Raw genomic sequence first — 24,836 nt, forward strand, 5'->3', positions numbered from 1 at the left:
AAGCTCACGTCGTCCGAAGTCTGTGCGCATCTTCACATGCTCGGGGAGAGTTCGCCGTTTCGCGCGTAGGCAGGGCCTGAGGGAAGCCACCGGGCCTCGCGTGGCGAAGATGCGGACAGCGGATTACCTGATGACGGATTGGAAAAACCGAATGAAGTTTCGCAGCACCACTGCGGCGGCTGCCTTGGTCATCGGCGCAATGACCATGGGGATGACTTCTGCCCACGCCGACGAACCCGCCCCCGTGCTGGACGTGCAGGCGAACGCGGGAATCAGCTACTCGACCAAGCTGGTCGACGGCAAGAACGTCGTGTCGACGTTGAAGAACGGCATCTTCCAGCTCAGCGAGCAGCCGGGCCTCACCGAAGAGGACCCGAAGACCACCCTGGTGAACGTCGTGGACAACCAGGGCGCCACCGTGATCACCTTCCCGCTGGCGTACAACGTGGCCGGTGTGATGATCCCGGTCAAGTCCGAGGTCAAGGAGGAGGGCCGGGTTCTCGAGATCGTTCCCGAGAAGCCCGCCGACTTCAAGCCCGGCACCGCGACCCTGGTCGCCAAGCCCATCGCCTCCGCCGAGGAGAACCAGCGGGCCATGGGTAACTTCTCCACCCAGTTCGGTCTCGCGACCGGCATCGGCTCGTTCATCGGCGGCGCGGTCGGCGCGGCCATCGGCTGCCTGGTGACCATCGTCGCGGGTTGTGTCCCCGGCCTGGTCGCCGGCTTCGGCATCGGCGGCATCCTCGGCACGATCGCCGTGGGCGGCCCGGCGCTGATGGCCAGCGGCGTCGAGCTCATGGAGACGTTCCAGGCGCCGGACGGCACCTCCAAGTGGGCGAAGTAGTTCACCGGTAGTTCAGCGACACCACGTCTCGGCCCGCCCGCTCGTCGGGGCGGGCCGTTCGTGCTTTCGGGGCCTTATCGAGCCGAATTCGTGATGCGGCCCCGGGCATGTCGCGGCGGCTCAGGCGGGTAGTTCCAGCCGCCCCTGAAACGACGCGGTGCCCACGCGCCGCCCGAAGCGGCCGTAGCTGCGCTCGGTCATCTCGAACCCGCCGTCCTCGCGCACGAGCAGGACTGTGCTGCACCGGGTTCCGTGCAGCGGACTGGCGATGAAGCGCGAGGAGTTGATGCGCTCGCCGCGAATGCCGATGCCGGTGTCGGGCAGCTCGTCGTCGGCGGCGCGGGTGCGATCGGCCAGCAGCTCGAGGTAGCCCTCGGAATCGCCGGGGTTCGCGGCGACCAGCTCGCGCAGCCCGTACACGCCGCTGCGCACCTTGGGCCACACCGGGGCGGGCCCGCCTGTCGGGAGATCGTTTTCGGCCGTCAGGGAGGCGGCCAGCGGCCCGTTCGACAGGCCGTGGAATCCGGGGGTCAGTTCCCGCGGTCCCTGTCCGCTGCGGTTGCCCTGCCACCACAGCGTCCGCAGATCCGAGACCACGAGATTGAATCCGTTGTAGTCGTCCGGGGCGGTGGCGACCGCGCGCGCGAACTTCTCGGAATCGGCGTCGCCGCCGAGGAAATCCATCATCAGCGCCCCGCGCGAGCGCGCGTCGGCGCGGCGTTCGCCGGGCCCGCGCACGTTGGTCACCGCGGCGAAACGCCGTGATTCGCGTCCCAGTCCCAGCCAGGTTCCGGGCACCGGCCCGGCCGCTCCGCGATCGCGCCCGGCGAGCAGCCCGGGCACCTCGTCCCACCACCGCAGCGATTCGGTTGGACGGGTATAGAACTCGTCCCGATTGGCGGCGACGATCAACCGATACTCCGGATGCGCCCGCCACCCGAGCAACACCAAACACATGCGTCCAGCATGCCGGATGCCCTCCGGCCGGTCCCATGCCCGGACACCGCCGACTCGCCACCCGCGTACTGCCCCGGGAAACCCGGTGGGCCGCGCGGGCTCGCATCGCCGAATTCGCCTGTCGTGGGCGTAAGCGGCATCGGATTCCGGGGAACAGTCCGATCGACGGTGCCCCGGACACCGAGAAGGCCGGTAGCTGTTGCGCTACCGGCCTTCTCGAAGCTCTTACCTGGTGTGCCCGACTAGCTCGTGCGGACCCGCAGTCCCGGGTTGTCCGAGAGCACCGTGGTCAGCGGCTGCGCGAACAGCTGCGGGGCGTTGCCGGTGATCAGGCCGATCAGGTTCGGGATCTCGCAGATCGGGTAGTCCGCGACCGAGGAGGCACTGGAGATGCCCAGGGCCAGGGTGCCGGTGACGATCGGGCCGCCGCTGTCGCCGGGCAGGGCGCAGATGTTGGCCGAGAAGCTCTGGGTCAGCAGGCGATCGCCGACCTGGACCGACTGGTCGATCGCGTTGACCACGCCGCAGCTGAACCCGGTGCGCGAGCCGGACTTGCAGACCGGGGCGCCGACCACGGGCACGGCCACGCCGGTCACCGCGATGGGCGCGGCGTTCGGGACCCGAACGATGTTGTTGCTGAACCGATCCCGGCTCTGGTCGTTGATGGACACGATGGAGTAGTCCTGGTTGCCCAGCACCGACTTCTGGAAGCTGCCGAGCTGGCCGCCGACGCGGTCGCTGCCCTGCAGTTCGAAGACGCCGGGGGAGTTGGCGCCGCCGGTGGCGGGAATGTTCGGGTTGCAGTGGCCCGCGGTGATGTTCACGACGTTGCCGGCGTGATCGGAGCCGTTGAAGCCGAGCGAGCAGCGCAGCGACATGCGACCCGCGATGGAGGCGTAGCCGTCGCCGGCGGCCAGCGGGCCGGTGCCCGTGCCGGCGATGGCGCCGGCCTGCTGAACATCGGCCTCTTCGCTCCCGGTGGGCGGCACCGAGCTGACGATGACGCGCGCCGGGTCGACGAAGCTGGGCAGCGCGAGGCCGGGCTGGTCCACCCGCACCGCGATGCTGTTGTTCATGGTGTCGATGGCGACGCCGCGCACGGCCTTGGCGACATCGGCGGGCTGATCGTCCAGCCACTTCTGGAAGGCGTTCTTCTCGCTGCGCAGCACCGACTCGCTCTTGGCGACGTCCTTGGTGCCGAACCCGGCCTCCTGCGCGGCCTTCCGGGCTTCGTCCGCGCCCTGGCCGTTGGTCAGGGCGACGACGGCGCGCCCGGCCTCGTCGAGCCAGGCGCCGGCGAAGACGTTCGGGAACTGGCGCTGCGCGGTCGCCGAGAAGGCGGCCACCTGCTGGGCGAGATCGGCGCGGGCCAGGTAGTCCTGGGGCGAGATCTTGAGGTCGCGGGTGATCGCCTGCACGAGTTCGGCGGGCAGATCCGGGGTCGCGGGTTCCGCGTGTGCGCTCGCCGCCAGCGGCCCGGCAAGCAGCAGCGCGGTTGCCGCTATGGCTGCGTTGCGGACGAGGGACCGTGGCCTGCGGCTCACGGGCGGCGACGAATAGCGCATACGTGGCAGGAGCATGAGCCGACTATATGGTGTCCGCACCGTTATGCCTACTTATTCCCCGGTGACGATTCGGTATTCCACCGGCAAACAGCAGGCACGCCGATATCAAGATCAATGCGTGTCGCCTCAGCCCAGATTCGGCTTGGTGCGGACCTGGATTCCGCTGCCGAGTCCGCCGCCCGCGTTGGCGTCGATATCGGCCAGGATGGCCCGAATCGGAATGCCCAGGGTCGCGGTGCCGCCGTAGGAGGCGAGCGCGGCGTTGGCCTCGTTGCAGTTCGGCGCGTCGGCCGCGTTCGAACCGCTGGTGATGCCGAGCGCGCGGGTGCCGGACACGATCGCGCCGCCGCTGTCGCCGCCCAGGGTGCAGGCGCTGCTGGCGAAGCCGCGGACCGTCTTGGACTGGCCCTCGGCGGTGTACAGCTGGGTCTCGACCCGGTCGGCGACGACGTAGCCGCAGGTGAAGGTGGAGGACTGGCCGGACTTGCAGACCGGCGCGCCGGTGATGGGATCCGCCACCCCGGTCAGGGTGAGGGTGGTGCCGTTGGCGCCGCGCACCGACGGCTGATCCATGCCGGCGTTCACGGCGGCCTCGTTGAGCCGGATGACCGAGTAGTCCAGCGCCGCGTACCCGCCCAGCCGGGTGGTCACGAAGGTGCCGACCCGCGGGCTTGAGCTCAGATCGCGGACGTTGGGCAGGTAGACGTCGGCCTGCTCGTCGGCCTTGCCCAGATTCGGATTGCAGTGTCCGGCACTGATGTTGAGCGCGTTGCCGGCGTTGTCCACGCTGTTGAAACCGAATGAGCACACGTCGACGCTCTGCAGCGCGGCGTCGTTCAGCGCGGTCGGGGCGCTGATGTAGGTGTCGCCGCCCATGGGCCTGCGCTCCACCGGGCCGCCGCCGTCCGGCGAGAGCACCACCTTGATGTTGGCGATGAGCGTGGGCAGGTTGAGCAGGTGGCCGCCGGGGGTGTTGGCGACGCTCACCACCAGCTGGCTGTTGAGGAAGTCGATGGCGACCGAATTGATGGCGCCGGAGATCTCGCGTGGAATGCCGGTGATCCAGTTGTTCAACTGATCCAGCGAGCTCTCGAGGTTATCGGCGTTGATCGGCGCGAGCCGGGTCTGATATCCGTCGGCGGCGACAACGCGCGCGGCATCGAGGGAGGTGACCGCCAGGACCGGTTTGCCGTCGGTGCCCATCCAGGCGCCCGCGAACTCCTCGGGGCGCTCGGCGCGGAATTCCTTTGCGTAGTTCTGCAATTCCTGCGCCTTGGCGGCACGGTCCAGATATTCCGCGGGCGACATCTTCAGGTCGCGCGCGATCGCCTGCACCAATTCGGCGGGCAGGGCGTCGGCCGCGGGATCGGCGGCGGCCGGTGACGCCGCCAGCAGGGGACTGACCAGGACGGCCGAAACGAAAGCGAGGCTTGCTGTTCGGACCGTGGCGCGGCGCGCCGAGAACTTGCGCATGGAGTCCCTTCGTAGTGCACCAGCAGACCGACTGTCCGGTTACCGTGCGGAACATCGGTCAGCGCATCACTTTAGGGCACAAGCCCGGAAAGGTCTCTACGAAATCAGCGCGAATACTGCGCCCACGGATTCTGCACCGGCGGTGGGGTCGGGAGTTCGAACAGCGGCGGCGGATATTGCTGGGTCGTCACCGGCGGACGCGTCGTGCTCGGGGGCGTCGTGTCCGGAATCGCCGTCGGCGGAGCCGTTTCGGCGGTCGTGGTCGGCGGCGGCGTGGTGGCCGGGGCGGGTTCGGCGGGTTCGGACACCGGGGGTGCGGCGGGGTCGGGCGTGGTGGTCAGCGGCGGCACCGCGCCGGCGGTCATCGACGGTTGCGAGGCCACCTCGCCGCGCGGCGGGCCGGGCTGCTCCTCGTCCGGGCGCAACACCGTCGCCACCCCGAGGCCACCGAGCAGCAAACCGATGACCGCCGCCGCGGCGGCGATGATGTACGGCCCGCGCGACCCGCGATCACGCCCGGGCGACGGGGCGGCAACCGGCGCGGGCACCACGGGTTCGGCGGTGGTCGCCACGGGGATGGCGGCCGAATACGCCTGTGCCAGGGGCGCGTGCTTGGACACCGCGGGCAGGATGTCGGTGACCTCCGCCGAATTCTGCGTGCTCGCGGTCGGGTCGGGCGGGGTCACCCCCGCCGGGGTGGCCAGCACCGCGGCCAGGGCCGCGCGAGCGGCGTTGTACGCGAAGGACTTCGCGGTGTCGTCCGCCGAGGACTGCGGCAGGTCGCGCTCGCTGACCAGCACCACGGCCTTGAGCCCCAGGTAGTCCAGCGCCTCGCGCAGTGCCCGCACATTCGATTCCGGCCAGCCGGTCGGATGCGTGGCGTAGAACTCGGCGGGCCCCTCGAGCAGATCGGCGGCCAGATTGATGAGGCAGAAGGCGGCGGTGGCCATGAGGTCCTCGGCGCGATACGCCTCGCCCTCGTCCACCGGCATGCCCGCGGGGTCGCCGACGGCGGTGACGAAACCGCGAATCGAGTGCGCGCCCGACTCCGGCGGGTCGCCGCCGAGCACGGCGTCCCCGTCGTCGGACATGTGCAGCACGGACTCGCGCACGATGTAGTGCACCGGGAGTGTGGCATCGTCACCGGTCACGACAGCCACGACGGATTCGTCATCGGCTATCCGCAGGCCCACCCCAGTGGCCATCCTCGTTACCTCACTCGGTGCGTCCGGGTCCCGCTCGCGCCCGGGTCATACGAGGAGGGATCCGTGACCCATGGCGCGAAGCATTGACAATAGCTCCGAACGGGAGCTCGCACCGATTCGACGGCGTATCCGTGCCACATGATGCTCCACCGTCTTGGCGGAGATATAGAGCCGCGCGCCGATCTCCCGGTAGGTCAAGCCGAGAAGTACCAGCTCCGCGACCTCCCGCTCCCGTTCACTCAGGACGGTATCCGCGAGTGGTTCGGGGCGGGGAGCCGGGGTGGGCGGCGCGGGCGCGCGGACCGGTGATTCGGGTGGGCGGGCCTGGGCGCGCACGGTGCGGGCCAGCTTCAGCAGGGCCGTCGCGGTGCCGGCGTCGGCGGCCGCCAGGGCGGCTTCGCTGGCCAGGCGGGCGGCATCCCAGATGAGACCGAGTTCGGCCAGCCGGGCGACGGCGGTCTCGACCGGTGCGCGCTCGACCTGTCCGCGCAGTACCAGGACCCAGGTGCGGCCGGCGTCGGCGAGGATCGCGGCCTGCGGGTCGCCGGCCAGCGCGGCGGCCTTGAGCCGATGCGCGTGCGGCAGCAGATCGCGGGGACTCTCGTGCGCGAGGGCGGCCTGAATCGCGTACCAGTGGAAGGCATTCGCCCAGGCGGGCGGATCGCCGAGCCGGTGCAGCAGGTCCGCGGCCGAGTCCACCAGCGCCGAGACGCGGCTCTCGTCCCGCAGCCGGATGCCCGCCAGCCACAGCTCGCCGATGGGCAGCAGTGCGAGCAGGTCCGCGCTGACCTCGTCGAACAGCGGGTACGCCGCCTGCCAGGCCAGCACCAGCGCGGTGTGATCGCCGGAGCGGCGGGCCAGGCCGATGATCACCCCGTGCGCGAGCAGCCGGTCGCGCGGATCCAGCGCGGCCACATCCAGTTCCGCGATGCCGGCCGCCGCCGACTGCTCGTCGCCGCCGAGCATGGCGACCCAGGCGGCCAGCACCGCGTGCTGTGGGTCGCCGGCCGCGCCCCGCAGCGCGTCGGCGGCCCGGCGCGGTTCGCCCATGCTCAGGCACAGCAGGGTCGCGATGGACACCGCCGAGCACGGCAGGAATCGGTCCCCGCCGTTCTCCGCGGGCCCGACCCCCGAGTGTGCGGCGTGGATGAGCGCGGAGGCGGCCGCCGTCGCCGCGGTGCGGCCGGTGTCGGCGCCGCGCGGACCGGATCGCGCGGGCGGCGCGCCGTAGCGCGGAGTCGTGGACAGCGACGGTGCGGGTTCTCGGGACCCGGGTGTGCCGGGTTCCCAGAGCGTCGGCATTCCGGGCGACGGGCGTTCGGTCGCGTTCGCCCCTCGGCGCGTTGACTCCGCGAGGCTCGGCTGTGCCGGTGCGGGCGGGAGGTAGCCGCCGGTGCGGGAGGCGGCATGGACTGTGCCGGAACCGAACTCATCGGGGGACGGGGTCGATGCGGGGTCGGGCGCGGGGCGGCCCGGGCGGCGCTGGGGCAGGCCCGGCGGGGTTACGGAGTCGGCCAGGGCCTCGGCGATCAGGGCGGCGCGGGCGGTGGCCTCGGTGGGGGGCCACTGGGACGCGGTGGCGGCGAGGGCGCGGGCGGTGGTGGTGTCGCCTGAGAGGTAGAGCACCGCGGCCGCCACGGCCCAGTCCGGTCCCGCGCGATCGGGGCCGAGCCAGGTGTAGAGCTGGGCGGCGCGGGGCACCAGGCCGCGCCTGGTCCACACGCCCGCGCAGACGCGCACGGCGGCGGCCAGATCCGCGGGGGTGGCGGTATCGCGGGCCAGGGTCGGTTCGGCCAGGCGCAGGGCGGAATCGCAGTCCCCGGCGCGCGCGGCCGCGTCGGCCCAGCGCACGGCGATGGTCGCGGGATCCGCGCCCGCCGCCGCCGCGGCGGCGTAGTGCCGGACGGCGTCGTCGCCCGCCTTTTCCGCGGCGGTGCAGAGGAATTCGGCCAAGCGTTCGTCGCGGACCCCGGATTCGGCGAGCAGCAGCGCGGTGTGGTCGCGCAGCAGTCCGGCGTCCAGGCGGGCCCGGAGCAGCCGGCGCTGCACCGCCAGCAGTCTGCGGTCGCCGACGAGCGTGCGCAGCGGCGCGATGGCCGGGGCCAGCAGCAGATCCGCGTCGGTGATGAGGGCGCCGGCGCGGGCGCGGTCCACCAGATCCTGTGCGGCGCTCAGTGATACGTCGAGCACCTCGGTGAGCTCGCTGGTGTCCAGGCCGGCGCCGATGGCGGCGACCACGAACGTGTCGAGCAGGTCGGGGTCGGCGTCGTCGAGCCGGGCACGGGCCCAGGCGGCGACGGCCTCGTCCACCGCGGTGATGCCGGAGTCGAGGCGGGTCGCGCAGGCGGCGGTCAGGGCCGCGACCACGCCGCCGTGGATACCGGCGGTCTGCTTGTGGATGTGCTGGGCCAGACCGCGCGGCACCATCATGCCGAGTTCGCGTGCGAACGGGGCGATTTCGGTCGCGCCCAGCGCCCGCAGATCCACCACCCGGCCGCGGCGCGACACCAGGTCGGTGAGCGCGCGCAGCCCGGCGTCGTGCGGGCGCGGGCGGGTCGCGATGATCACCGCGCAGCGTCCGGACTCGGCCGTGGCGCGGAGTGCGTCCAGCGCCCGCGGGCTCAGGTCGTGCGCGTCGTCCACGACCAGGGCCGCGCCCCGGCGCGCGAGCGAACGGGTCGCGCCCCGGAGACCGGGCAGGCCGGTACCGGGCACCTGCGCGACGATGCCGCTCGATTCCGGCTCGTGCGCCGGATCATGCTGGGCCAGTAGCTCGTCCGGGTTGTCGATCAACAGCGCGCCCCGGGCGCGCAGCCGGGCCCGGACCGCGCCGAGCAGCACCGATTTACCGGTGCCCGAGCGGCCGCGAATCAGGAACAGCGGGGGAGCGGAGTCGTCGGAGTCCAGCTCACGAAGGATTTCACGCGCGCACGGCAGGGAATCGAGCGCTATGGGGGTGTTGCCTACCACGATGATTCAACTCTCATCCACCGGTGTGCGGAAGAATAGTGCCCGGCACCTTGGGCGCCGCGTTGCCTAATGGATCGGCGAGCGGTTCGGTGACGAGCGGCGGAACGGCCGGCAGCGCGGGCGGCTGCAGCGACGGGAGTTGCGGGTTCACCGGCTGTGCCGCCGGAACCTGCTCTGTGGCAGGCGCTTCGGTGGTACCCGGTGGTGCGGCGGGATCGGTGGCCGGTAGCCCGTCGGCGGTCGTGGCCGCGCCCGGTGTGCCCGCGCGGGCCGCGGTGGTGGTCACCGGATGGCCGATGGGAGCGGCGCGGCCCCCGGTGGCGGACACGGCTTCGGGGGTGTCCAGCGCGGCCACCGTGGTCGAAGACGGTTGCGGGGCAGTGGGATCCGCGGGGGCCGACTGCACGCCGGTGCCCATCGCGAGGGTGCCCGTGGCCAGTGCGGCCACCGCCATGGCGACGGCCCCGGCGACGGCTACGCGCCGCCAGTGGGTGAAGCCGCCGGTGGGCTGTTCGGTCGGGGGTAGCGCTGGAATCCGGCGGACGGGGTTGGGGGGACGCACGGGAGTCGCCGCACCGCTTCGGTTCTCGTCGATCGACGGCCGGTGGTGTGTGGTGTCGAGTCCGGCGTCGTTCGCCGGTCGCGGCGACTCGCGATGGTGGTGCGGTGCGTCGGATTCGGCTCGCGCCACCGGGTTCTCGGCGGGCTGCCGATCCTCGAACTCCGCGCCCGGTTCGCGCGCGGTGCCCACCGGATGGTTCCGCAGTCGCGCGGCGCGGACCGCGGCCGGATGCGATTCGCGCCCGGCCTGCCGGGGCGCCGGCAGCGGTACGGACAGGGCGGCATGCGGTTCGGTGGTGGTGATGTCGGCCAGCAGATCGGCGGCCAGCAGCGCCGCGCCGTGCGCGCTCAGGTGCGCCGGGTCGGCGGCCGCCGCCACCGGGATGCCGAATTCGGTGGAGAGCATTTCGGTGACCAGCGGGATGGCCGCGCTGCCGCCGGTGAGCAGAATGCCGTCGAGGTCCGCGATCGTCAGGCCGGCGCGACTCACGGCGTCGCAGACGAGCTCGAGCGAGGTGAGCAGCGGCGCGCGGAAAAGGTCCTCGATCTCATCGCGCACGAGCCGCACATCGACCGGGCCAATTTCGGGCAAACACACCGGAACCATCGTCGCGGTCTCTTTGCTGAGAATTTCTTTCGCGTTTCGGCAGCGCACCCGCAACGCCGACAATTCCTGTTCCACCAGCGGGTCGAACGGGTCGAAATCCTTATCGCCCACCGCATAGGCGAGCACGTAACGCATGGTCAGCAGATCGAATTCCGCACCCGCCACGGCGGTATCGCGGAGGGGCTCGCCGAGCAGGCCCGAGAGCGCGCCGGTGCGAACGATCGAGATCGTCACTCCCGTCGCGCCCAGGTCGTAGACGACCATCGCGCCGTCGTGGCTCGACTGGTGCACCTCCTGCAGCCAGCGCATGGCGGCGGTGGGTTCGGGGACCAGGGCGACCCCGTCCAGGCCGGCCGCGGCCAGGGCCGCACGCTGCGCCTCGACCGTGTGCTGGGTCCACCACGCCGGGTAGCAGGCCACCGCGGCGTCGGCGGCGGAGCCCGCGTCGTTCACGGCCCGGCCGACCGCCGCGGCGACGAGATCCGCTGCGCGCACGGCGGTTCCGTCCGCCATGCGCATGTCCACGGGATCCCCCACCCGGGACAGGAAACTTTCCGGTAGATCCTGCTCGCGGCCCGGCGTACTCGGCCGCACCCGCAGTTGTCGTTGTTCCCCCGAAGATGTCACGGCGACCGTATTGGACGACCCGACAGTGATGCCGAGCGCCATCCCCTGCCTCATTCGTGATCCCCTGTCAATTGATTCACGCGACGTTGAATCGCGTGCCGCCCGCAGCTCATTAGTCCGATTTGTACGAAAAAGTGGTGTAGGCCGGGTGGCCCATGGGGGCTGTCGGTTGCTGGGGGTTCGTTGTTACTGCCCGACACGCGGATGTGGGGAATTTCCCCTAATGTCCCGACACCCCCCAAAGTTGCGACACGCCGTGTAAGGGGGGCGCGCCCCGTTTCGGCGTAACGGCACGCGTTCCTAACGTGAAAGGAAATTCGAGCAGCGCGGGCCACCGGGGCCTGCCCACCGAGGAGATGATTCGACATGAGCCCCAACGCAATTCTCGAGTTCATTCTCAACCTGCTGCGCGACCAGGACGCGGCCGCCGGATATTGCGCCAACCCCGCCCAGGCTCTCCTGGACGCCGGCCTAACCGCCGTGACCCCCGAGGACATCGCCGCCGTGGCGCCCATGGTCGCCGAGTCGGCCCTGGTAGCCGGAGGTTCGCAGCTGTCCGCGATCATCGCCGCCGGCGGTGCGGGGGCCGCCGTGAACGGCTCCACCGCGCTGGAAGGCGCCGCCGCGACCAACGGCGCGGCGGTGACCTCCGCCGCCGCGGGCCTCGGGATCACCACCGCCGCCGCGACGACCGCCGGTGTCGGCGTGGATGCCGGGGTCGATACGGCGGCCGCCCTCGGCACGACGGCCGGCGTCGAGGCTGCCGTGAACGCCGCCCTGGGCGCGACCGCGGGTGCGGAAGCCGCTCTCGCCGCCGCGGCCGACGCGGCCGCCGCCGTGGCGGCAGGCGCCGGTGCGACCACGGCTCTGGGCGCGCAGGCGGCCACCGACCTGTCCGCCGGCCTCGGCGCCGCCCTGGACGCGGCCACCACCCTCGGAACCGGCGTCGGCGCGGTGGCAACCGCCGGCGCCCAACTCGGAACCGGCTTGGAGACAGGACTTTCCGCCGGTGTCGGCGCCCTGACCGGCGTAGGCGCGGACGTGGCGACCGGCGTCGAGGCAGCCGTCGGCGCCGCGTCCCACCTGGCGGCCGGTGTCGGCGCGGGTGCGCAGGCCGTAGGTGGGTTGGAGGGCGGTCTCGCCGCCGGAGCCCAGGCCGCAGCGGGCGCGGGCGCGGCCCTCGGCACGGCGGTGGATGCCGCGGCCGAGCTGTCGACCGGCCTCGGCACGGCGGCGAATGCGGCCGCCCAGGTCGGAAGTGGTTTGGAGACGGGTCTTTCCGCCGGTGTAGGCGCGGTGACCGGCGTCGGCGCCGGCCTCGCGGCAGGTGTGGACGCGGCCGCCGGAGCCGGAGCCGGCCTCGGCGCAGCTGCGGCCGCCGCGGTGGATGCGTCGACCCAGGCGGCGGCGGGCGTAGGCACCGCGGTGGATGTGGGCGCACAAGCGGCGGCGGGTGTCGGAGCGGCCGCGGATGCGGCGGCAGGTGTCGGCGTCGGCGCGGGCGTCGACCTCGATACCGGTATCGATGCGGCGATGGGCGCGGTCACCGGCCTGGCGGCGGGTGTCGGCGGGACGGTCGACGCCGCTACCCAGGTCGGAACCGGCTTGGAGACGGGTCTTTCCGCCGGCGTCGGAGCAGTCGCGGATACGGGGGCCAATCTCGGTGCGGCACTGTCGGCAGGTGTCGGTGCCGGTGCGCAGGCGGCCGCCGGAGTGACCGGCGAGACGAGCGCGGCGCTCGAAACCGGCTTGGAGACAGGGATTTCCGCCGGTGCCGGTGCTGCGACGGGTGTAGGTGCGGCCGTAGACGCGGTGGTTGGGGCGGGAGTAGACGCCGCGACCGGACTCGGCGGGATTGTCGACGCGGGCGCGGCTGTCGGTACGGGTGTCGAGGCGGCAGTCGGTGCGGGTGCCAGCCTCGGTACGGGCATCGCAGCCGGAGTTGACGGGGTTGTTGACGCTGGTGCGGCTGTCGGCGCGGGTGCCGAGAGTGTCGTTGGGGCCGGTGCCGGACTGGGGGCGGGGGTGGCTACCGGTCTAGACGCGGCCGTCGACGCCGGCGCCCAGGTCGGAAGTGGTTTGGAGACGGGGCTTTCCACCGGGCTGGGTGCTGCGACCGGATTGGGTGGGGGTCTCAAGGCCGGGCTGGGTGCCGTCGGTGACGCGGGCGCGCAGGCGGGTGCCGGTGTCGAAACGGCTGTCGGCGCGGGTGCTGGGTTGGCGGCGGGGGTTGGCGCGGCGGTCGATGCCGGGGCGGGTTTGGCATCTGGAGTGGGTGCGGCTGTTGACGCCGGTGCGGACCTGGGTGCCGGGGTCGGGGCGGTGGGTGACGCCGGAGCACTGGTTGGGAGTGGTTTGGAGACCGGGCTTTCCAGTGGTGTGGGTGCGGTGACCGGTGTGGGTGCCGGGGTTGGGACCGCTGTGGACTCGGGGCTCGACGGTGGAGCGGGGTTGTCCACCGCGCTGGGTGCCGCTGCCGACGCGGGTGTGGGTGCCGCCGCTGACGCGGGAGTCGCTGCGGGTGCCGGAGCCGGGCTCGGGGCCGGACTCGATTCGGGGGCGCAGGCGGGGAGTGGGCTCGAGACGGGACTGACCGGGGTGGGGGACGCGGTCACGGACTCGGAGCTGGGTGCCGAGGCCAATCCGTGGGCGGGGCTGGACGTTTCGCAGGCGTTCGGCGAGGGGGACGCGGGGATCGACGGCGGGCTGTTCGGGGACGGCGGCTTGGACGGTGGGAGCGAGTTGGGCAGCTACGCGGGCGGGGACATCGTGGGGGACATGCTGCACTCGTGACCGGCGGTCGAGGCGCGGGAAAGTCGGCGGGACCAGTCGAAGGTGGTGATTCGTGGATGTCGCAGGAGGCGAACATGTGTCGTGGTGCTCTACCCGGGAGGGTGCACCAACACGGGATACCCGGTGCGCGGTCGGCGATTCGAGCGGTCGGGACCGTGCAGGGGTTCCCGGCCACCCACCTTCGACGCGGCCGAACCCCCGCGTCCGACCATTCCGGCGGAGTCTTCGCGGCCGGTGCTCCGGATCGGAGTGCGGGTGCGGAGTCAGTGTCGAGCCCGCTGACATGGGTGGAAGGCGGCAGTGTCTGGGCACCCGATGTCTCGGTCGTTGGATGCCTGTCGATCGGTTCCTGCCGTGTGTCCGGTAGCCGCATTCCCGGTGCGGCCGGGCGAATTCGGAGCACGACCGCGTCGGGTGGAGGCCGTACCGGGTCGCAGATCGTTGATGATGTTGGCGCGCAGGCCGACTCGGCGGTTGACCGCCCGCGGAACGGCCTGAGCCCGGTGGCCGGTGATCGCGGCGTGGAGGCGCGGATCCCGTCGGGTGTGCGCACGCGCGTGGAACCCCGTCGGGGACGGAGCGCGTGGTGAGCGCGGGGGTGGGGCGCGGGGGACTGTTGGAGGTGCTGGGGGAAGCGGTGGGGGTCGCGCGGGAGGCGGGGCGGGGGGACCTGGTGGGGCGGTTGGGGATCGTGGCGGGGCGGGTGCGGGACCCGCGGCGGCGGATCGTGGTGTGCGGGTTGGGGAACCAGGGGAAGAGCCGGTTCGTCAACGCGCTGGTGAACTCGGGGCTGTGTGTGGTCGGGGATGATTCGGCGGGGGTCGTCGCGGTGACGCTCTCGTACGGGGAGCGGGAGCTGGTCGAGCTGGTGGTCGCGGGGGCCGAGGGGGAGGAGCCGGGGCGGATCGAGGTGGCGGGGGACCGGTTGGCGGAGGTGGTCGCGGGGCGGGGCGAGGCGCGGGGGCGGGTCGTGCTGGGGGTGGAGGTGCGGACGCCGAACCGGCTGCTGGCCGACGGGATCGTGGTGGTGGACACGCCGGGGCTGGGTGCGCACGGGGGCGGGGGGACGGCGGCGGTGCTGGCCGGCGCGCCCACGGCGGACGCGGTCCTGATGGTCACCGACGCGTCCACCGAGTTGACCGAGCCCGAGGTGGAGCTGCTGCGGCAGGTGCGCGAATTGTGCCCGGCCACCGCGGTATTGCTCGCCAAGGTGGATCTGTATCCGCATTGGCGCCAGGTGTTCGAGGCCGATCAACAACATCTGGCCACCGCCGGGCTGGACATCCCGATCCTGCCGGTGTCCGCTCTGCTGCGGGAGCACGCGCTGCGACTGCAGGACGAGCAGCTCGGGCGCGAGTCCGGGTTCGGCCCGGTGTTCGGGTTCCTGCGCGAACAGGTCGTCGCCCGGGACGAGGCGGCGCTCGTGCGCACGGCGGCCGTCGACATCGCTTCCGCCACGGAACATCTCGCGCTCGCGCTGGGCAGCGAGCTGGTGGCGCTGCGCGACCCCGAGCGCGGCGCGGCCGCCATCGGTGAACTGCACGCCGCCAAGACCGCCGCCGAACACCTGCGCCGCCGCACCGCGGTCTGGCAGCAGACCCTCGGTGACGGCATCACCGATCTGGTCGGCGACATCGACCACGACCTGCGTAATCGCCTGCGCGACATCGCCCGCACCGCCGAGGACTGGATCGACGAGAACGATCCCGGCCGGCACTGGGACACCGTCGAGGAATGGCTGTCGGGCACCGTCGGCACGGCCGTCGGTGACAATCTGCTCTGGACCCGCACCCGCGCGGTCCGGCTGGCCGAGCGGGTCGCCGAGCACTTCGCCGAGATCGGCGCGGTCGACCTGCCGGACGTACGAGAAGGTCTGGACGGCAACGTCTCCCGATCCGGCACCTGCACCCTGTCGGATCTGGAGCCCGACCTCGGTTTCGGCCACAAGCTCCTGGTCGGCGTGCGCGGTTCCTACGGCGGCGTCGTCATGGCGGGCCTGGCGGGCACCCTCGCCGGCCTGTCACTGGTCAACCCGCTGTCCCTGGGCGCGGGCCTGATCCTGGGCGGCAAGGCTTTCCGCGACGACAAGCAGGCCCGCCTGCTCAAGCGCCGCGCCGACGCGAAGATCGCCGTCCGGCGCTACCTCGACGACGTCGCCTTCCACACCGCCAAGGAGACCAAGGACCGCCTGCACCGCGTCCACCGCCTGCTGCGCGATCATTTCACCGCCGTCGCCGACCGCACCCTGCGCTCGCTCGACGAATCCCTGCGCGCCGCCCAGGAAGCCGCGACCCTCGAAGCCACCGCCCGCAGCACACGCGCCGCGACCCTCGAACGCCGCCTGCACGCGGTGGCCGACCTCCGCCGCCGCGCGGACGCCCTCCTCGCCCCCGCCGCGCCGCACACCGCCCTGCCGCCGTCTTCCTGACGCGTCGCCGAGTTCTGGCCTTGGCGCGCCAGGGCGTGCGGGTCTCGGTGAGATTCATCAGCGAATCGAAGGGCGCGGCAGCGGCGGACCGGTGCGCACCTGCTCGGGGATCGCCCGCACGACCTGCCCCGAAGCTGCTCCACCCGGGTGATACCCCGCACGGCGGTGTCCCCCGAACCGGCGCACAGCATGTGCGCACCGGACCTGCCCGATCCAATCGGGAGCCGGGCGCCCGCCGCCGCGTCGCAGATCTCGTGCCGCCGGAGACCTTCGGGAACCCCGCGGGACATCGCACCTCCACCATCGCGACACATCGCGTCCCGGAAATCGTGCGATCGCGCTGTCGTCACCGGCACACTCGTGCACGGGCCGGCGAAGGCTCGCGCTCACGCACGGCGGGCGGCACCGCGCGTCGCCGTCGATCGCCGCCCCGTGTCCGTGTTCGCCCGATTGTCGGGTTGCTAACGGAGACACCGGTTCGGGCGACAGGTTTGCGATGCGTGGAGGTGCGGAGTGGAAGCTGTGAACACCGGGTTCGGGCTGGGCGCCGAGACCCGCGGACTGCTGGCGGCCGCGCGCCGGGGCCTGGGCGAGCAGGCGCGCGCACAGGTGGACGCGTGCGCCCGCCGCCTGGACGAACCGCTGCGGGTAGCCCTGGCCGGACAGCTGAAGGCGGGCAAGTCGACCCTGCTGAACGCGCTGGTGGGACAGGACATCGCCCCCACCGACGCGACCGAGTGCACCCGCCTGGTGACCTGGTACCGCCACGGCGTCGCACCCCGGGTGACCGCCCACTCCCGCGAGGGCGCGCGCGCCGACGTGGTCGTGCGGCGCACCCGCGGGGTCGACGGACTCGCCGGCGCGCACGGGCTGACCTTCGATCTCACCGCGCCGCGCTGGCAGCCGCCGGGCGTGCGCGAGGTCGATCACCTCGAAGTGCACTGGCCCTCGGCGGAACTGGAGCGCACCACCATCGTCGACACCCCCGGCATCTCGTCGCTGTCCCGGGACGTGTCGGCGCGCACCGCACGGCTGCTGGCGCCCGGCGCGGACGGAGCCGCGCTGCCGAGCGCCGACGCCGTGATCTATCTGCTGCGCCGCCTCGACTCCGCCGACATCAACTTCCTCGAACGCATCGGCTCGGACACCGGAGCGGAGGGGACGGCGAGTGCTCACGCTCCGGGCGGCAACGTCCCCCTTGCTCCCGGTGGCGTCGCGCACCGTACGGGCGCCACCGGCGACCACCAGCCGACGCGGACAACCCCGCGCTCGTCCGGACCGCTCGGCGTCATCGGCGTCGTGTCCCGCGCCGACGAGATAGGCGCCGGCGGGCTGGACGCCCTTCACTCCGCCCGGGACGTGGCCGCCCGGTTCGCCGGCGAACTCGAACGAACCGGCCTGTGCCAGTCGGTGATTCCGGTCGCGGGCCTGCTCGCCTTCGCGGCCGCCACCCTCCGGCAGCGCGAGTACGCGGCCTTCGAGGCCCTGGCCGCGGTTCCCGTGGACGAGCTGAGCGTGGCGCTGCTGTCGGCGGATCGCTTCGCCCGCCCCGATTCGACGCTGCCGGTGCCGCCGGACCTGCGCGCCCACCTGGCCGCGCGCTTCGGTCTGTTCGGTATTCGCCTGGCGGTCACCCTCGTTCGCCTGGGCGTACGCGATTCCGCCGCGCTCGCCGCCGAACTCACCCGGCGCTCCGGACTCGAAGAACTCCGCACCGTCCTCGACGTGCAATTCGCCCAGCGCGCCGAGGAATTGAAGGCGCATTCGGCGCTCACCGGCCTGGCCCGCATTCTCGCCGCGCATCCCGGCGTGACCGCCGACGCCCTGCTCCCGCGCGTGCGCACCCTGCTCGCCGATGTGCACGGTTTCGCCGAACTCCGCCTGCTGGGCCACCTGCGCACCGGCGAATTACCGCTCCCCCCGGCCGATCTCACCGAACTGCACCGGCTCGTCGGCGGCGCGGGCGTGGCCACCCACCTGCGCCTGGACCTGCCGGCGGGGGCGGATCTGCCCGTCCAGCGCGCAGCCGCCCTGGCCGCGGTGCAGAAGTGGCGGGCGCGGGCCCGCCATCCGCTCGCCGATCAGTTCCTGGCGAACGCCTGCCTGACCGCCGTCCGCAGCGCGGAGGGCCTGCTCGACGTCCTGCACGAGCCGCCGACCACGCCGTTCGCGCGAATCAGCGGGCACAGCCGCTGATTCGGGGACCCGGGCGGCGCGCCCGGCTCCCCGGCGGGCTCACGGCGCGGTGGCCGCGCTGCGCGGATCGATGAGGATCTTCGCGTGCGAATCCGGCGATGCCAGTGCCGAATACGCCGAATCCACCCCGTCGAGCCCGACGGTCCCGGTGATGAGCGGCGCCGGATCCACCTTCCCCTCGGCGATCATGTGCAGGGTGTCGCGGAACTCGCCCGGGTCGTAGCCGAGCACGAAACGCAGCTCGATCTCCTTGTTGATGGCCATGGCCGGATGGATCGCGTCGGATTCCATACACACCCCGACCACGATGATCCGCGACAGCGGCGGCGCCGCCGTCAGCAGTTGATCGATCATTCCCGGCACGCCGACACATTCGAAGATGACCGGGCCCGTCGGCCCCTTGTTGAGGGTGTGCGCGGCCCGGAACACATACCACCAGGGGATATTCGGCAGCCGCCGCAGTTTCTCCATGGCGTCGAAGCCGAGATTGAGCACATCGGTGACGCCGCTGATGCCGGATTTGCGCGGCGCGGAGGTCCACGGCGAGTCCACCCCCGGGTCGACCACCACGTCGGCCCCGCAGCGCGCGGCCAGTTCCCGTCGGCGGGGCGAGAAGTCGCTGGCGACCACCGTGCGCACCCCGGACGCCTTCAACATGGAGATGACCGCCAGCCCGATCGGCCCGCAGCCGATGACGAACGCCGTCTGCCCCTTCTCCACCCGCCCGCGCCGCACCGCGTGCCAGGCCACCGCCATGGGCTCGGTCAGCGCGGCGTGCTCGGCGGACAATCCGTTGGGCACCGGGAAGGTCATCGATTCCTGGACCAGCACCTGCTCGGCGTAGCCGCCGGGCGCGGCGGCCGAGAGCCCCGTCAGGTGCGGCTGGTCGCCGTTCCGCAGGATCGGCAGCGAGACCACCCGGGTGCCCGGCTTCCAGCGCTTGCGGGTCTTGGGGCCGTAATCGACCACCTCGCCGCAGAATTCGTGGCCCATCACCACGCTCTGATCCGAGCGCATGAAATGCTCGTATCCGGTGGCGACGGCCATATCGGCGAGCTCGTCACAGTGCAGTCTGGCGTGCAGGTCGGATCCGCAGATGCCACAGCGCAATACATCGATCAGCACCTGCCCGGCTCCCGGAGTGGGTGTTAGCAATTCCGAGACCCGGAACTCGCCCTTGGTTACCGTCACCGCGCGCATCAGCTGACTCCTGTCGAAGTTCGTGGACAGTTCGAATTGTTCTCCTTCCCCGGCCCGAGAATGCGAAAACAGCCCACGGTTTCGGCATTTCGCCGGAATTCGTGGGCCGTTTCAGCGATATCAGGCCGGGGTCAGCGCCTCGGCGCGGGCCTGTTCGGCGGTGGGCGCCGGTCGCGTGTCCCGGGGGAGGGCGAAGAATCCCGCGCACACCACGACCATGAGGCCGATGCCCCATTTCAGGGTGTGGTCGAAGGCGTGCGCGAAATTCGCGGCATTGGCCTCGGGGCTCGTCGCCACCACATTGTCGAGTTGCCCGAAGAACACGATGCCGACCAGCGCGACGCCGAGCGCGAGGCCCAATTGCTGACCGGTATTGAGCAGCCCGGACGCCGCGCCGGCCTCCCGATCGGGGATCTGGCCGAGCAGCATGTCGATGGTCGGCGCGACCACGAACCCGAAGCCGATACCGGTCACGATCAGCGGGAAAACCATTTGCCAGGAAGCGAATCCGGCGCCGTATTCCACGCCCATCCAGCCGTAGAGCGCGAAGCCCGCGGCCACGATCACGCCGCCGCCCACCAGGACCCAGCGGCCCAGGCGCGGTGCGAGCACGCTCACCGAGACACCGGCGCCGATACCCGCGCCGACCGCGAAGAACATGGCGGTCAGCCCCGCGCGCATCGGTGACCAGCCCAGTCCGGCCTGCATGAACAGTGTCCAGATGAGGAAGAAGCCACCGAAGCCGATCCAGAACAGCAGCCAGCCGCCGAGGCCGACGGTGAAGGCGCGGGAGCGGAACAGGCCGAGATCGATCAGCGGGGATCCGGCCGTGCGGGCCCGCCGCCGCTCGTAGGCGATGAACAGCGCGAACACCGCCGCGGCCGCGCCCATCATGAGGAAGGTCCACAAGGGCCAGTCGAGTCGGCGGCCCTCGGCGAGCGGGTAGATCAGCAGCATGACCGCCGAGACGGCCAGCACCATGCCGGTGATGTCCAGGCGCGGCGCGACCGGAGACCTGGAGTCGCGCATGACGATCGCGGCCGCGACGAACGCGGCGACGCCGACCGGGATGTTCACCAGGAAGATCGGCCGCCAGCCCAGGCCGAACAGATCCCACTGCACCAGCAGTCCGCCCAGGGACAGCCCGACCGCGGACGCGGAACCGCCGACGGCGCTGTAGATGGCGATGGCTTTGGTCCGCTCCTCCTTCGGGAAGGTGACGCGGATGATGGCCAGGATCTGCGGCACCATCAGCCCGGCCATGGCGCCCTGCACGAAGCGCGAGCCGATGAGCATGGCCGGATCGGTACTGAGCCCGCAGGCCGCGGAGGCGAGGGTGAAACCCGCCATGCCCAGCAGGAACAGTCGCTTCCGGCCGTAGATGTCACCGAGTCTGCCGCCGGTGATCAGGACGGCGGCGAAGGACAGGACGTAGGCGGCGATGATCCACTCGATCTGCGCGTACTCCGCGTGCAGATCCTGCTGAATGCTCGGGACGGCGACGTTGACGATCGTCACGTCGAGCAGATCCATGAAGCCGGCGGCCAGGATGACGGCGAAGGCAATCCAGCGGCGGGGGTCGAGGGTTGTCGGAACGGTGTCGGATTCCACGGCGAGCTCACTTCGAATCGGTGGGAGTTTGGCGACCTCTCAAACTATGCACATGAAGTGATTATCACGCAATAGGGCAATCAGTTGCGGTGCCTTCATGTAGGCTGGGGCGGTGACCGATGCCGCTCCCGAACTCTCGCCGCTCGCCGCGCATCCGGCATTCCTGCTGGGGCAGTTGGGTTCTCACAGTGCGAGCCGATTCGGCGAGCTGCTCGCGCCACTGGGGATCAAGCCGCAGCACCACGGCATGCTGCGGATACTGCAGGCCAACGACGGGCAGTCGCAGCAGCAGCTGTGCGAGGCCCTGGGCATCCATCGCAACGTGATGGTCGGCCTGGTCGACGATCTGGAGAAGCGCGGTCTGGTCGAACGCCGCAGGCATCCCGCGGATCGGCGCGCGCACGCGGTGCACCTGCTGCCCGCGGGCACCGAATTGCTGGTGGAGTCGGCCCGCATCGCGAGCGAACTGGACGCGGAACTGCTCGCGCCGCTGCGGGCGGAGGAACGCGCGGTGCTCGTCGCGCTGCTGCAGCGCGCCGCGGTCGGCAACGGCCTGACGCCCGGTGTGCATCCCGGTCTGATGGTCGATCGGCGGGCGCCGGACGACTGTGATCCAACTCACTGACCCGGCCGGTCACAGCCGCCGCCGGTGAGTGTCCAACCGGGTGAAGGCAATTCACCCGGAAGGACGCGAAGCATGGCAACCATCGACGTACTCGACTCGTACCTGGCGTACACCGACACCGGCAGCGGTGACATCCCCGTCGTCTTCCTGCACGGCAACCCCACCTCGTCCTACATCTGGCGCAACGTGATTCCGCACGTCAGCGGCGAAACGCGGGTGCTGGCACCGGATCTCGTCGGCATGGGCGACTCCGGAAAGCCCGAGAGCGACTACCGCTTCACCGACCACGCCCGCTACCTCGACGCCTGGTTCGACGCGCTCGGCCTGGACGAGGTGGTGCTGGTCGGCCACGACTGGGGCGGCGCGCTCGCCATGGACCGGGCCGCGCGGCATCCCGGGCAGGTGCGCGGCATCGCTGTGGTCGAGACGTTCCTGCGCCCGCTGAGCTGGTTAGAGATGCCGCCGCAGGGCGCGGAACTGTTCCGCCGCTTCCGTTCTCCGGAGGGGGAGGAAATGGTCCTGGAGAAGAACATGTTCATCGAGTTCAACCTCCCCGCCTCCACCCGCAGCCTGTCCCTCGAAGCGCTCGAGGAGTACCGCCGGCCGTACCCCACCCCGGCCTCGCGCAAGCCGATGCTGGTGTGGCCCCGCGAGTTCCCGCTCGACGGCGACCCCGCCGACGTGGTCGCCATCATGGAGAACTACGGCCGCTGGATGGCCGACTCGCCCGAGGTGCCCAAGCTGATCATGGGCGTCGAGCACGGCGTCGGCCTCGGCTCGGCGGAGGCGATCGAGTGGGCGGCACGGACTTTCGCGTCCGTCGAGACGGTGAACATCGGCCCCGCCGGACACCACTGCCCGGAGGATCAGCCCGACGCGATCGGGGCCGCCGTGGCCGAGTGGCTGCGACGGCACGCGCTCACCGCCGCGCGGGCGGTAGCCTGATATCGCCGTGGCAGGGCTGATCACGGGGCCGGAGCACGCTTCGCCCCGTGATCCCTGCCGGGGCCGCGAATCTCGACGCGGCCGCAGTGCCTGCACCCTTGATCACCCGACGTGGGTCCGGCCCGACGTTCCGGTGATCTCCGGCGAAAGCCCTTGCGCCCCGGGGACAGCCTGCACAAGCTGGCGGTATGTCGATACAGCCCGGCGCTCCCGAACCCGTCGAGTCGGACGGCCGCCGGCCCGACCCGGTTGCCGCCGAGCGCGGTCCGGACGCGGCCGAGCGCGAGCTCGTCGCGCGGGCGGTGGCGGGGGACCGGGCGGCGGTGTCGGATGTCGTTCGGCTGCTGCAGGACCCGATCTACCGGCTGGCGCTGCGCATGGTGTGGCGGCCCGCCGACGCGGAGGACGCCGCGCAGGAGATCCTGCTGCGGGCGGTGGGGAGCCTGCGCACCTGGCGGGGCGAGGCCAAGCTGCTCACCTGGGCGTATCGCATCGGGGTCAACTACCTGCTGAATCTGCGGCGCCGGACCCCGCAGGAGGCGAATCAGCTCAGCCTCGACGAATTCGGGGAGGGACTGCGGGACGGGCTGGCCGAACAGGATTACCGGGGACCCGAGGCCGTGCTGCTCACCCACGAGGTGCGGCTCAACTGCAGTCAGGCCATGCTGCAGTGCCTGGGGCGCGAGGAGCGGATCGCCTTCGTGCTCTCCGACATCTTCGAACTGAGCTCGGCCGAGGCCGCCTGGATCGCGGATGTCACCCCGGCCGCGTATCGAAAACGTCTGGAGCGCGCCAAGAAGCGGCTCGGCAACTTCCTCACCGCGAACTGCGGGCTCGCCAATCCGCAAGCGCCGTGCCGGTGTTCGCGCCGGGTGGACCGGGCGCTGAGCCTGGGCCGGGTGAATCCGCGCGCGCCCGCCTTCGCCGGCCACCCGATCACCCCGGACGGGCGCACCGTCGCCGACGCCGAACGACAGATGGTCCGCCTGCACGACGCGGCCGCGATCCTGGGCGCCCACCCGGACTACGCGGTCCCCCGCGCACGCGTCGACGCCATCGCCGCGCTCCTGGAATCCGGTGGCTTTCCGCTGCTGGGCTAGCGTGCCCGGCAGCGGGATCGTGCCCGGAAGTCCCTGGTGCGGTGCGGTTGTCGCGCGCTGCGCGGGAGACCGCGGGCGCCCTATCCGGCCATGGCCACCGCGCCGAGCCGTTCACGAACCGCGGGTACGACCTCGCGCGCGAAACGCCGGACCTGATCCACATCCAGGCTCGCCGGCCAGTACATGAAGGTGTCGAAGCGAGCCTCGCGGTGCAGCTCCGCGATGATCTCCGCCCACTGTGCGGCCGAGCCCCGGATCGACTCGGCGCCGCGCGGCCGCGAATGCCCGGCCCGGTCGTCGATCACCCCGGGCAGCGGGGCCATGCGGGCGATGGTTCGCGGGTCACGCCCGGCCGCCCGCGCGGCGGCGTCGATGCGATCCTGTGCGCCGCGCCATTGCTCCCGGGGCAGCCAGGTCGGCAGCGGGGCGACCCAGCCGTCGGCCGCGCGGCCGATGAGGTCCAGCGCGCGCGGGCCCGCCGCGCCGAGCCACAGCGCCATCCGCTGCGCGGGCGCGGGTCCGCCCGGCCCGCCGGCGACCGTGTACTCGGTGCCGCGCACGGTGACGACCTGTCCCGGTCTCCAGGCGGACCGGATGATCTCCATACCCTCGGACAGGGCTCTCAGGGCGGCCGCGCCGCGCGTGCCCGGGCCGCTCGGGGCGAGCGCGCCCTCGTCGAAAGCGCCGGTGCCGACCCCGAGTTCGAATCGCCCGCCGCTGATCAGGCCGAGGGTGGCGGCCTGTTTGGCGAGCATCGACGGCCGCCGCAGCGGCATCGCCGCGATGCCCGAGTACAGGGTGATCCGTCTGGTGGTCTCCAGGGCCGGTCCCAGCACGGTGAAGGCGTCACCGCGTTCGGGCGCACCCGGGTGATCCTGTATACCCACCAGATCCAGGCCCTCGTCCTCGGCCGCCCTCGTCATGTCCAGTACATCCGCCAGCGCGGCTGCCACGGGCGGGATAGAGATGCCGAACCGCACTCCCATCTGGCCTCCTGAGCTGGGCTGACAACTGAGCTAGATCTTTTCCCAGACCGTTCGAAAGCCGGGTATTTCGGACACTCCGCGTGTCTGATTCCCGGGCGCGTCGCGCGACGACCGCCCCCGGCCCGGGATCGCGCCGCCATTTC

Annotated in this window: 16 protein-coding genes; 7 read left to right on the forward strand and 9 right to left on the reverse strand. The window is 71.8% G+C overall.

Going from position 1 to position 24,836, the window contains the following annotated elements; all coding sequences use genetic code 11:
- Positions 1-211 precede the first annotated feature (211 nt).
- Positions 212-844 carry a hypothetical protein gene (locus ACWIGI_RS22785; RefSeq protein WP_454204458.1) on the forward strand — a complete coding sequence of 211 codons (633 nt, stop codon included), beginning with the start codon at positions 212-214 and terminating at the stop codon, positions 842-844.
- Between the two features lie 120 nt (positions 845-964).
- Here the strand turns inward: ACWIGI_RS22785 and ACWIGI_RS22790 are convergent, their stop codons facing one another.
- From ACWIGI_RS22790 to ACWIGI_RS22815, 6 genes are all read right to left on the reverse strand, one after another.
- A complete protein-coding gene (locus ACWIGI_RS22790) occupies positions 965-1,801 on the reverse strand; it encodes an NRDE family protein (RefSeq protein ID WP_454204459.1) in 837 nt (278 codons plus the stop codon).
- A 242-nt stretch (positions 1,802-2,043) separates the two neighbouring features.
- A complete protein-coding gene (locus tag ACWIGI_RS22795) occupies positions 2,044-3,381 on the reverse strand; it encodes a S1 family peptidase (RefSeq protein WP_454204460.1) in 1,338 nt (445 codons plus the stop codon).
- Positions 3,382-3,492: 111 nt separating this feature from the next.
- The gene (locus tag ACWIGI_RS22800; RefSeq protein WP_454204461.1) at positions 3,493-4,839 is read right to left on the reverse strand and encodes a S1 family peptidase; all 1,347 of its coding nucleotides are present in this window, start codon (positions 4,837-4,839) and stop codon (positions 3,493-3,495) included.
- Positions 4,840-4,943: 104 nt separating this feature from the next.
- Positions 4,944-6,044: a hypothetical protein gene (locus tag ACWIGI_RS22805; protein WP_454204462.1), complete on the reverse strand. Its 1,101-nt coding sequence runs from the start codon at positions 6,042-6,044 to the stop codon at positions 4,944-4,946.
- A gap of 45 nt (positions 6,045-6,089) precedes the next feature.
- On the reverse strand, positions 6,090-9,014 hold the full coding sequence (locus ACWIGI_RS22810) for a LuxR C-terminal-related transcriptional regulator (RefSeq protein WP_454204463.1): 2,925 nt from the start codon (positions 9,012-9,014) through the stop codon (positions 6,090-6,092).
- Positions 9,015-9,027: 13 nt separating this feature from the next.
- Positions 9,028-10,863, reverse strand: a complete 1,836-nt coding sequence (locus ACWIGI_RS22815; protein WP_454204464.1) for an Hsp70 family protein — start codon at positions 10,861-10,863, stop codon at positions 9,028-9,030.
- A gap of 312 nt (positions 10,864-11,175) precedes the next feature.
- On the opposite strand from ACWIGI_RS22815, the gene ACWIGI_RS22820 reads away from it, so the two are divergent.
- The 3 genes from ACWIGI_RS22820 (at position 11,176) to ACWIGI_RS22830 (ending at position 18,226) form a co-directional block, all read left to right on the forward strand.
- Positions 11,176-13,602 carry an IniB N-terminal domain-containing protein gene (locus ACWIGI_RS22820; RefSeq protein ID WP_454204465.1) on the forward strand — a complete coding sequence of 809 codons (2,427 nt, stop codon included), beginning with the start codon at positions 11,176-11,178 and terminating at the stop codon, positions 13,600-13,602.
- 586 nt (positions 13,603-14,188) lie between these two features.
- Positions 14,189-16,030 (forward strand): dynamin family protein, encoded by a 1,842-nt coding sequence (locus ACWIGI_RS22825; RefSeq protein WP_454204466.1) that lies wholly within the window; start codon positions 14,189-14,191, stop codon positions 16,028-16,030.
- A gap of 522 nt (positions 16,031-16,552) precedes the next feature.
- On the forward strand, positions 16,553-18,226 hold the full coding sequence (locus ACWIGI_RS22830; RefSeq protein WP_454204609.1) for a dynamin family protein: 1,674 nt from the start codon (positions 16,553-16,555) through the stop codon (positions 18,224-18,226).
- 39 nt (positions 18,227-18,265) lie between these two features.
- Here ACWIGI_RS22830 and ACWIGI_RS22835 read toward each other — a convergent pair whose 3' ends face one another.
- Together ACWIGI_RS22835 and ACWIGI_RS22840 are read right to left on the reverse strand one after the other, a co-directional pair.
- Positions 18,266-19,426 carry a zinc-binding dehydrogenase gene (locus ACWIGI_RS22835; protein ID WP_454204467.1) on the reverse strand — a complete coding sequence of 387 codons (1,161 nt, stop codon included), beginning with the start codon at positions 19,424-19,426 and terminating at the stop codon, positions 18,266-18,268.
- A 120-nt stretch (positions 19,427-19,546) separates the two neighbouring features.
- Positions 19,547-21,037, reverse strand: a complete 1,491-nt coding sequence (locus ACWIGI_RS22840; RefSeq protein ID WP_454204468.1) for an MFS transporter — start codon at positions 21,035-21,037, stop codon at positions 19,547-19,549.
- Between the two features lie 112 nt (positions 21,038-21,149).
- Here ACWIGI_RS22840 and ACWIGI_RS22845 point away from each other — a divergent pair, with 112 nt between their 5' ends.
- The 3 genes from ACWIGI_RS22845 to ACWIGI_RS22855 all read left to right on the forward strand — a co-directional run bounded on the left by ACWIGI_RS22845 (position 21,150) and on the right by ACWIGI_RS22855 (position 23,707).
- Complete coding sequence (locus tag ACWIGI_RS22845; RefSeq protein ID WP_454204469.1) at positions 21,150-21,662, forward strand: MarR family winged helix-turn-helix transcriptional regulator; 513 nt, start codon at positions 21,150-21,152, stop codon at positions 21,660-21,662.
- 72 nt (positions 21,663-21,734) lie between these two features.
- Positions 21,735-22,607 carry a haloalkane dehalogenase gene (locus ACWIGI_RS22850; protein WP_454204470.1) on the forward strand — a complete coding sequence of 291 codons (873 nt, stop codon included), beginning with the start codon at positions 21,735-21,737 and terminating at the stop codon, positions 22,605-22,607.
- Between the two features lie 188 nt (positions 22,608-22,795).
- Entirely contained in the window at positions 22,796-23,707 is a 912-nt protein-coding gene (locus ACWIGI_RS22855; RefSeq protein ID WP_454204471.1) for an RNA polymerase sigma factor, read from the forward strand.
- Positions 23,708-23,787: 80 nt separating this feature from the next.
- On the opposite strand, the gene ACWIGI_RS22860 is transcribed toward ACWIGI_RS22855, so the two are convergent.
- A complete protein-coding gene (locus tag ACWIGI_RS22860; RefSeq protein ID WP_454204472.1) occupies positions 23,788-24,693 on the reverse strand; it encodes an LLM class flavin-dependent oxidoreductase in 906 nt (301 codons plus the stop codon).
- Positions 24,694-24,836: the final 143 nt, after the last annotated feature.

Source organism: Nocardia sp. NPDC055321 (genome assembly GCF_053645575.1).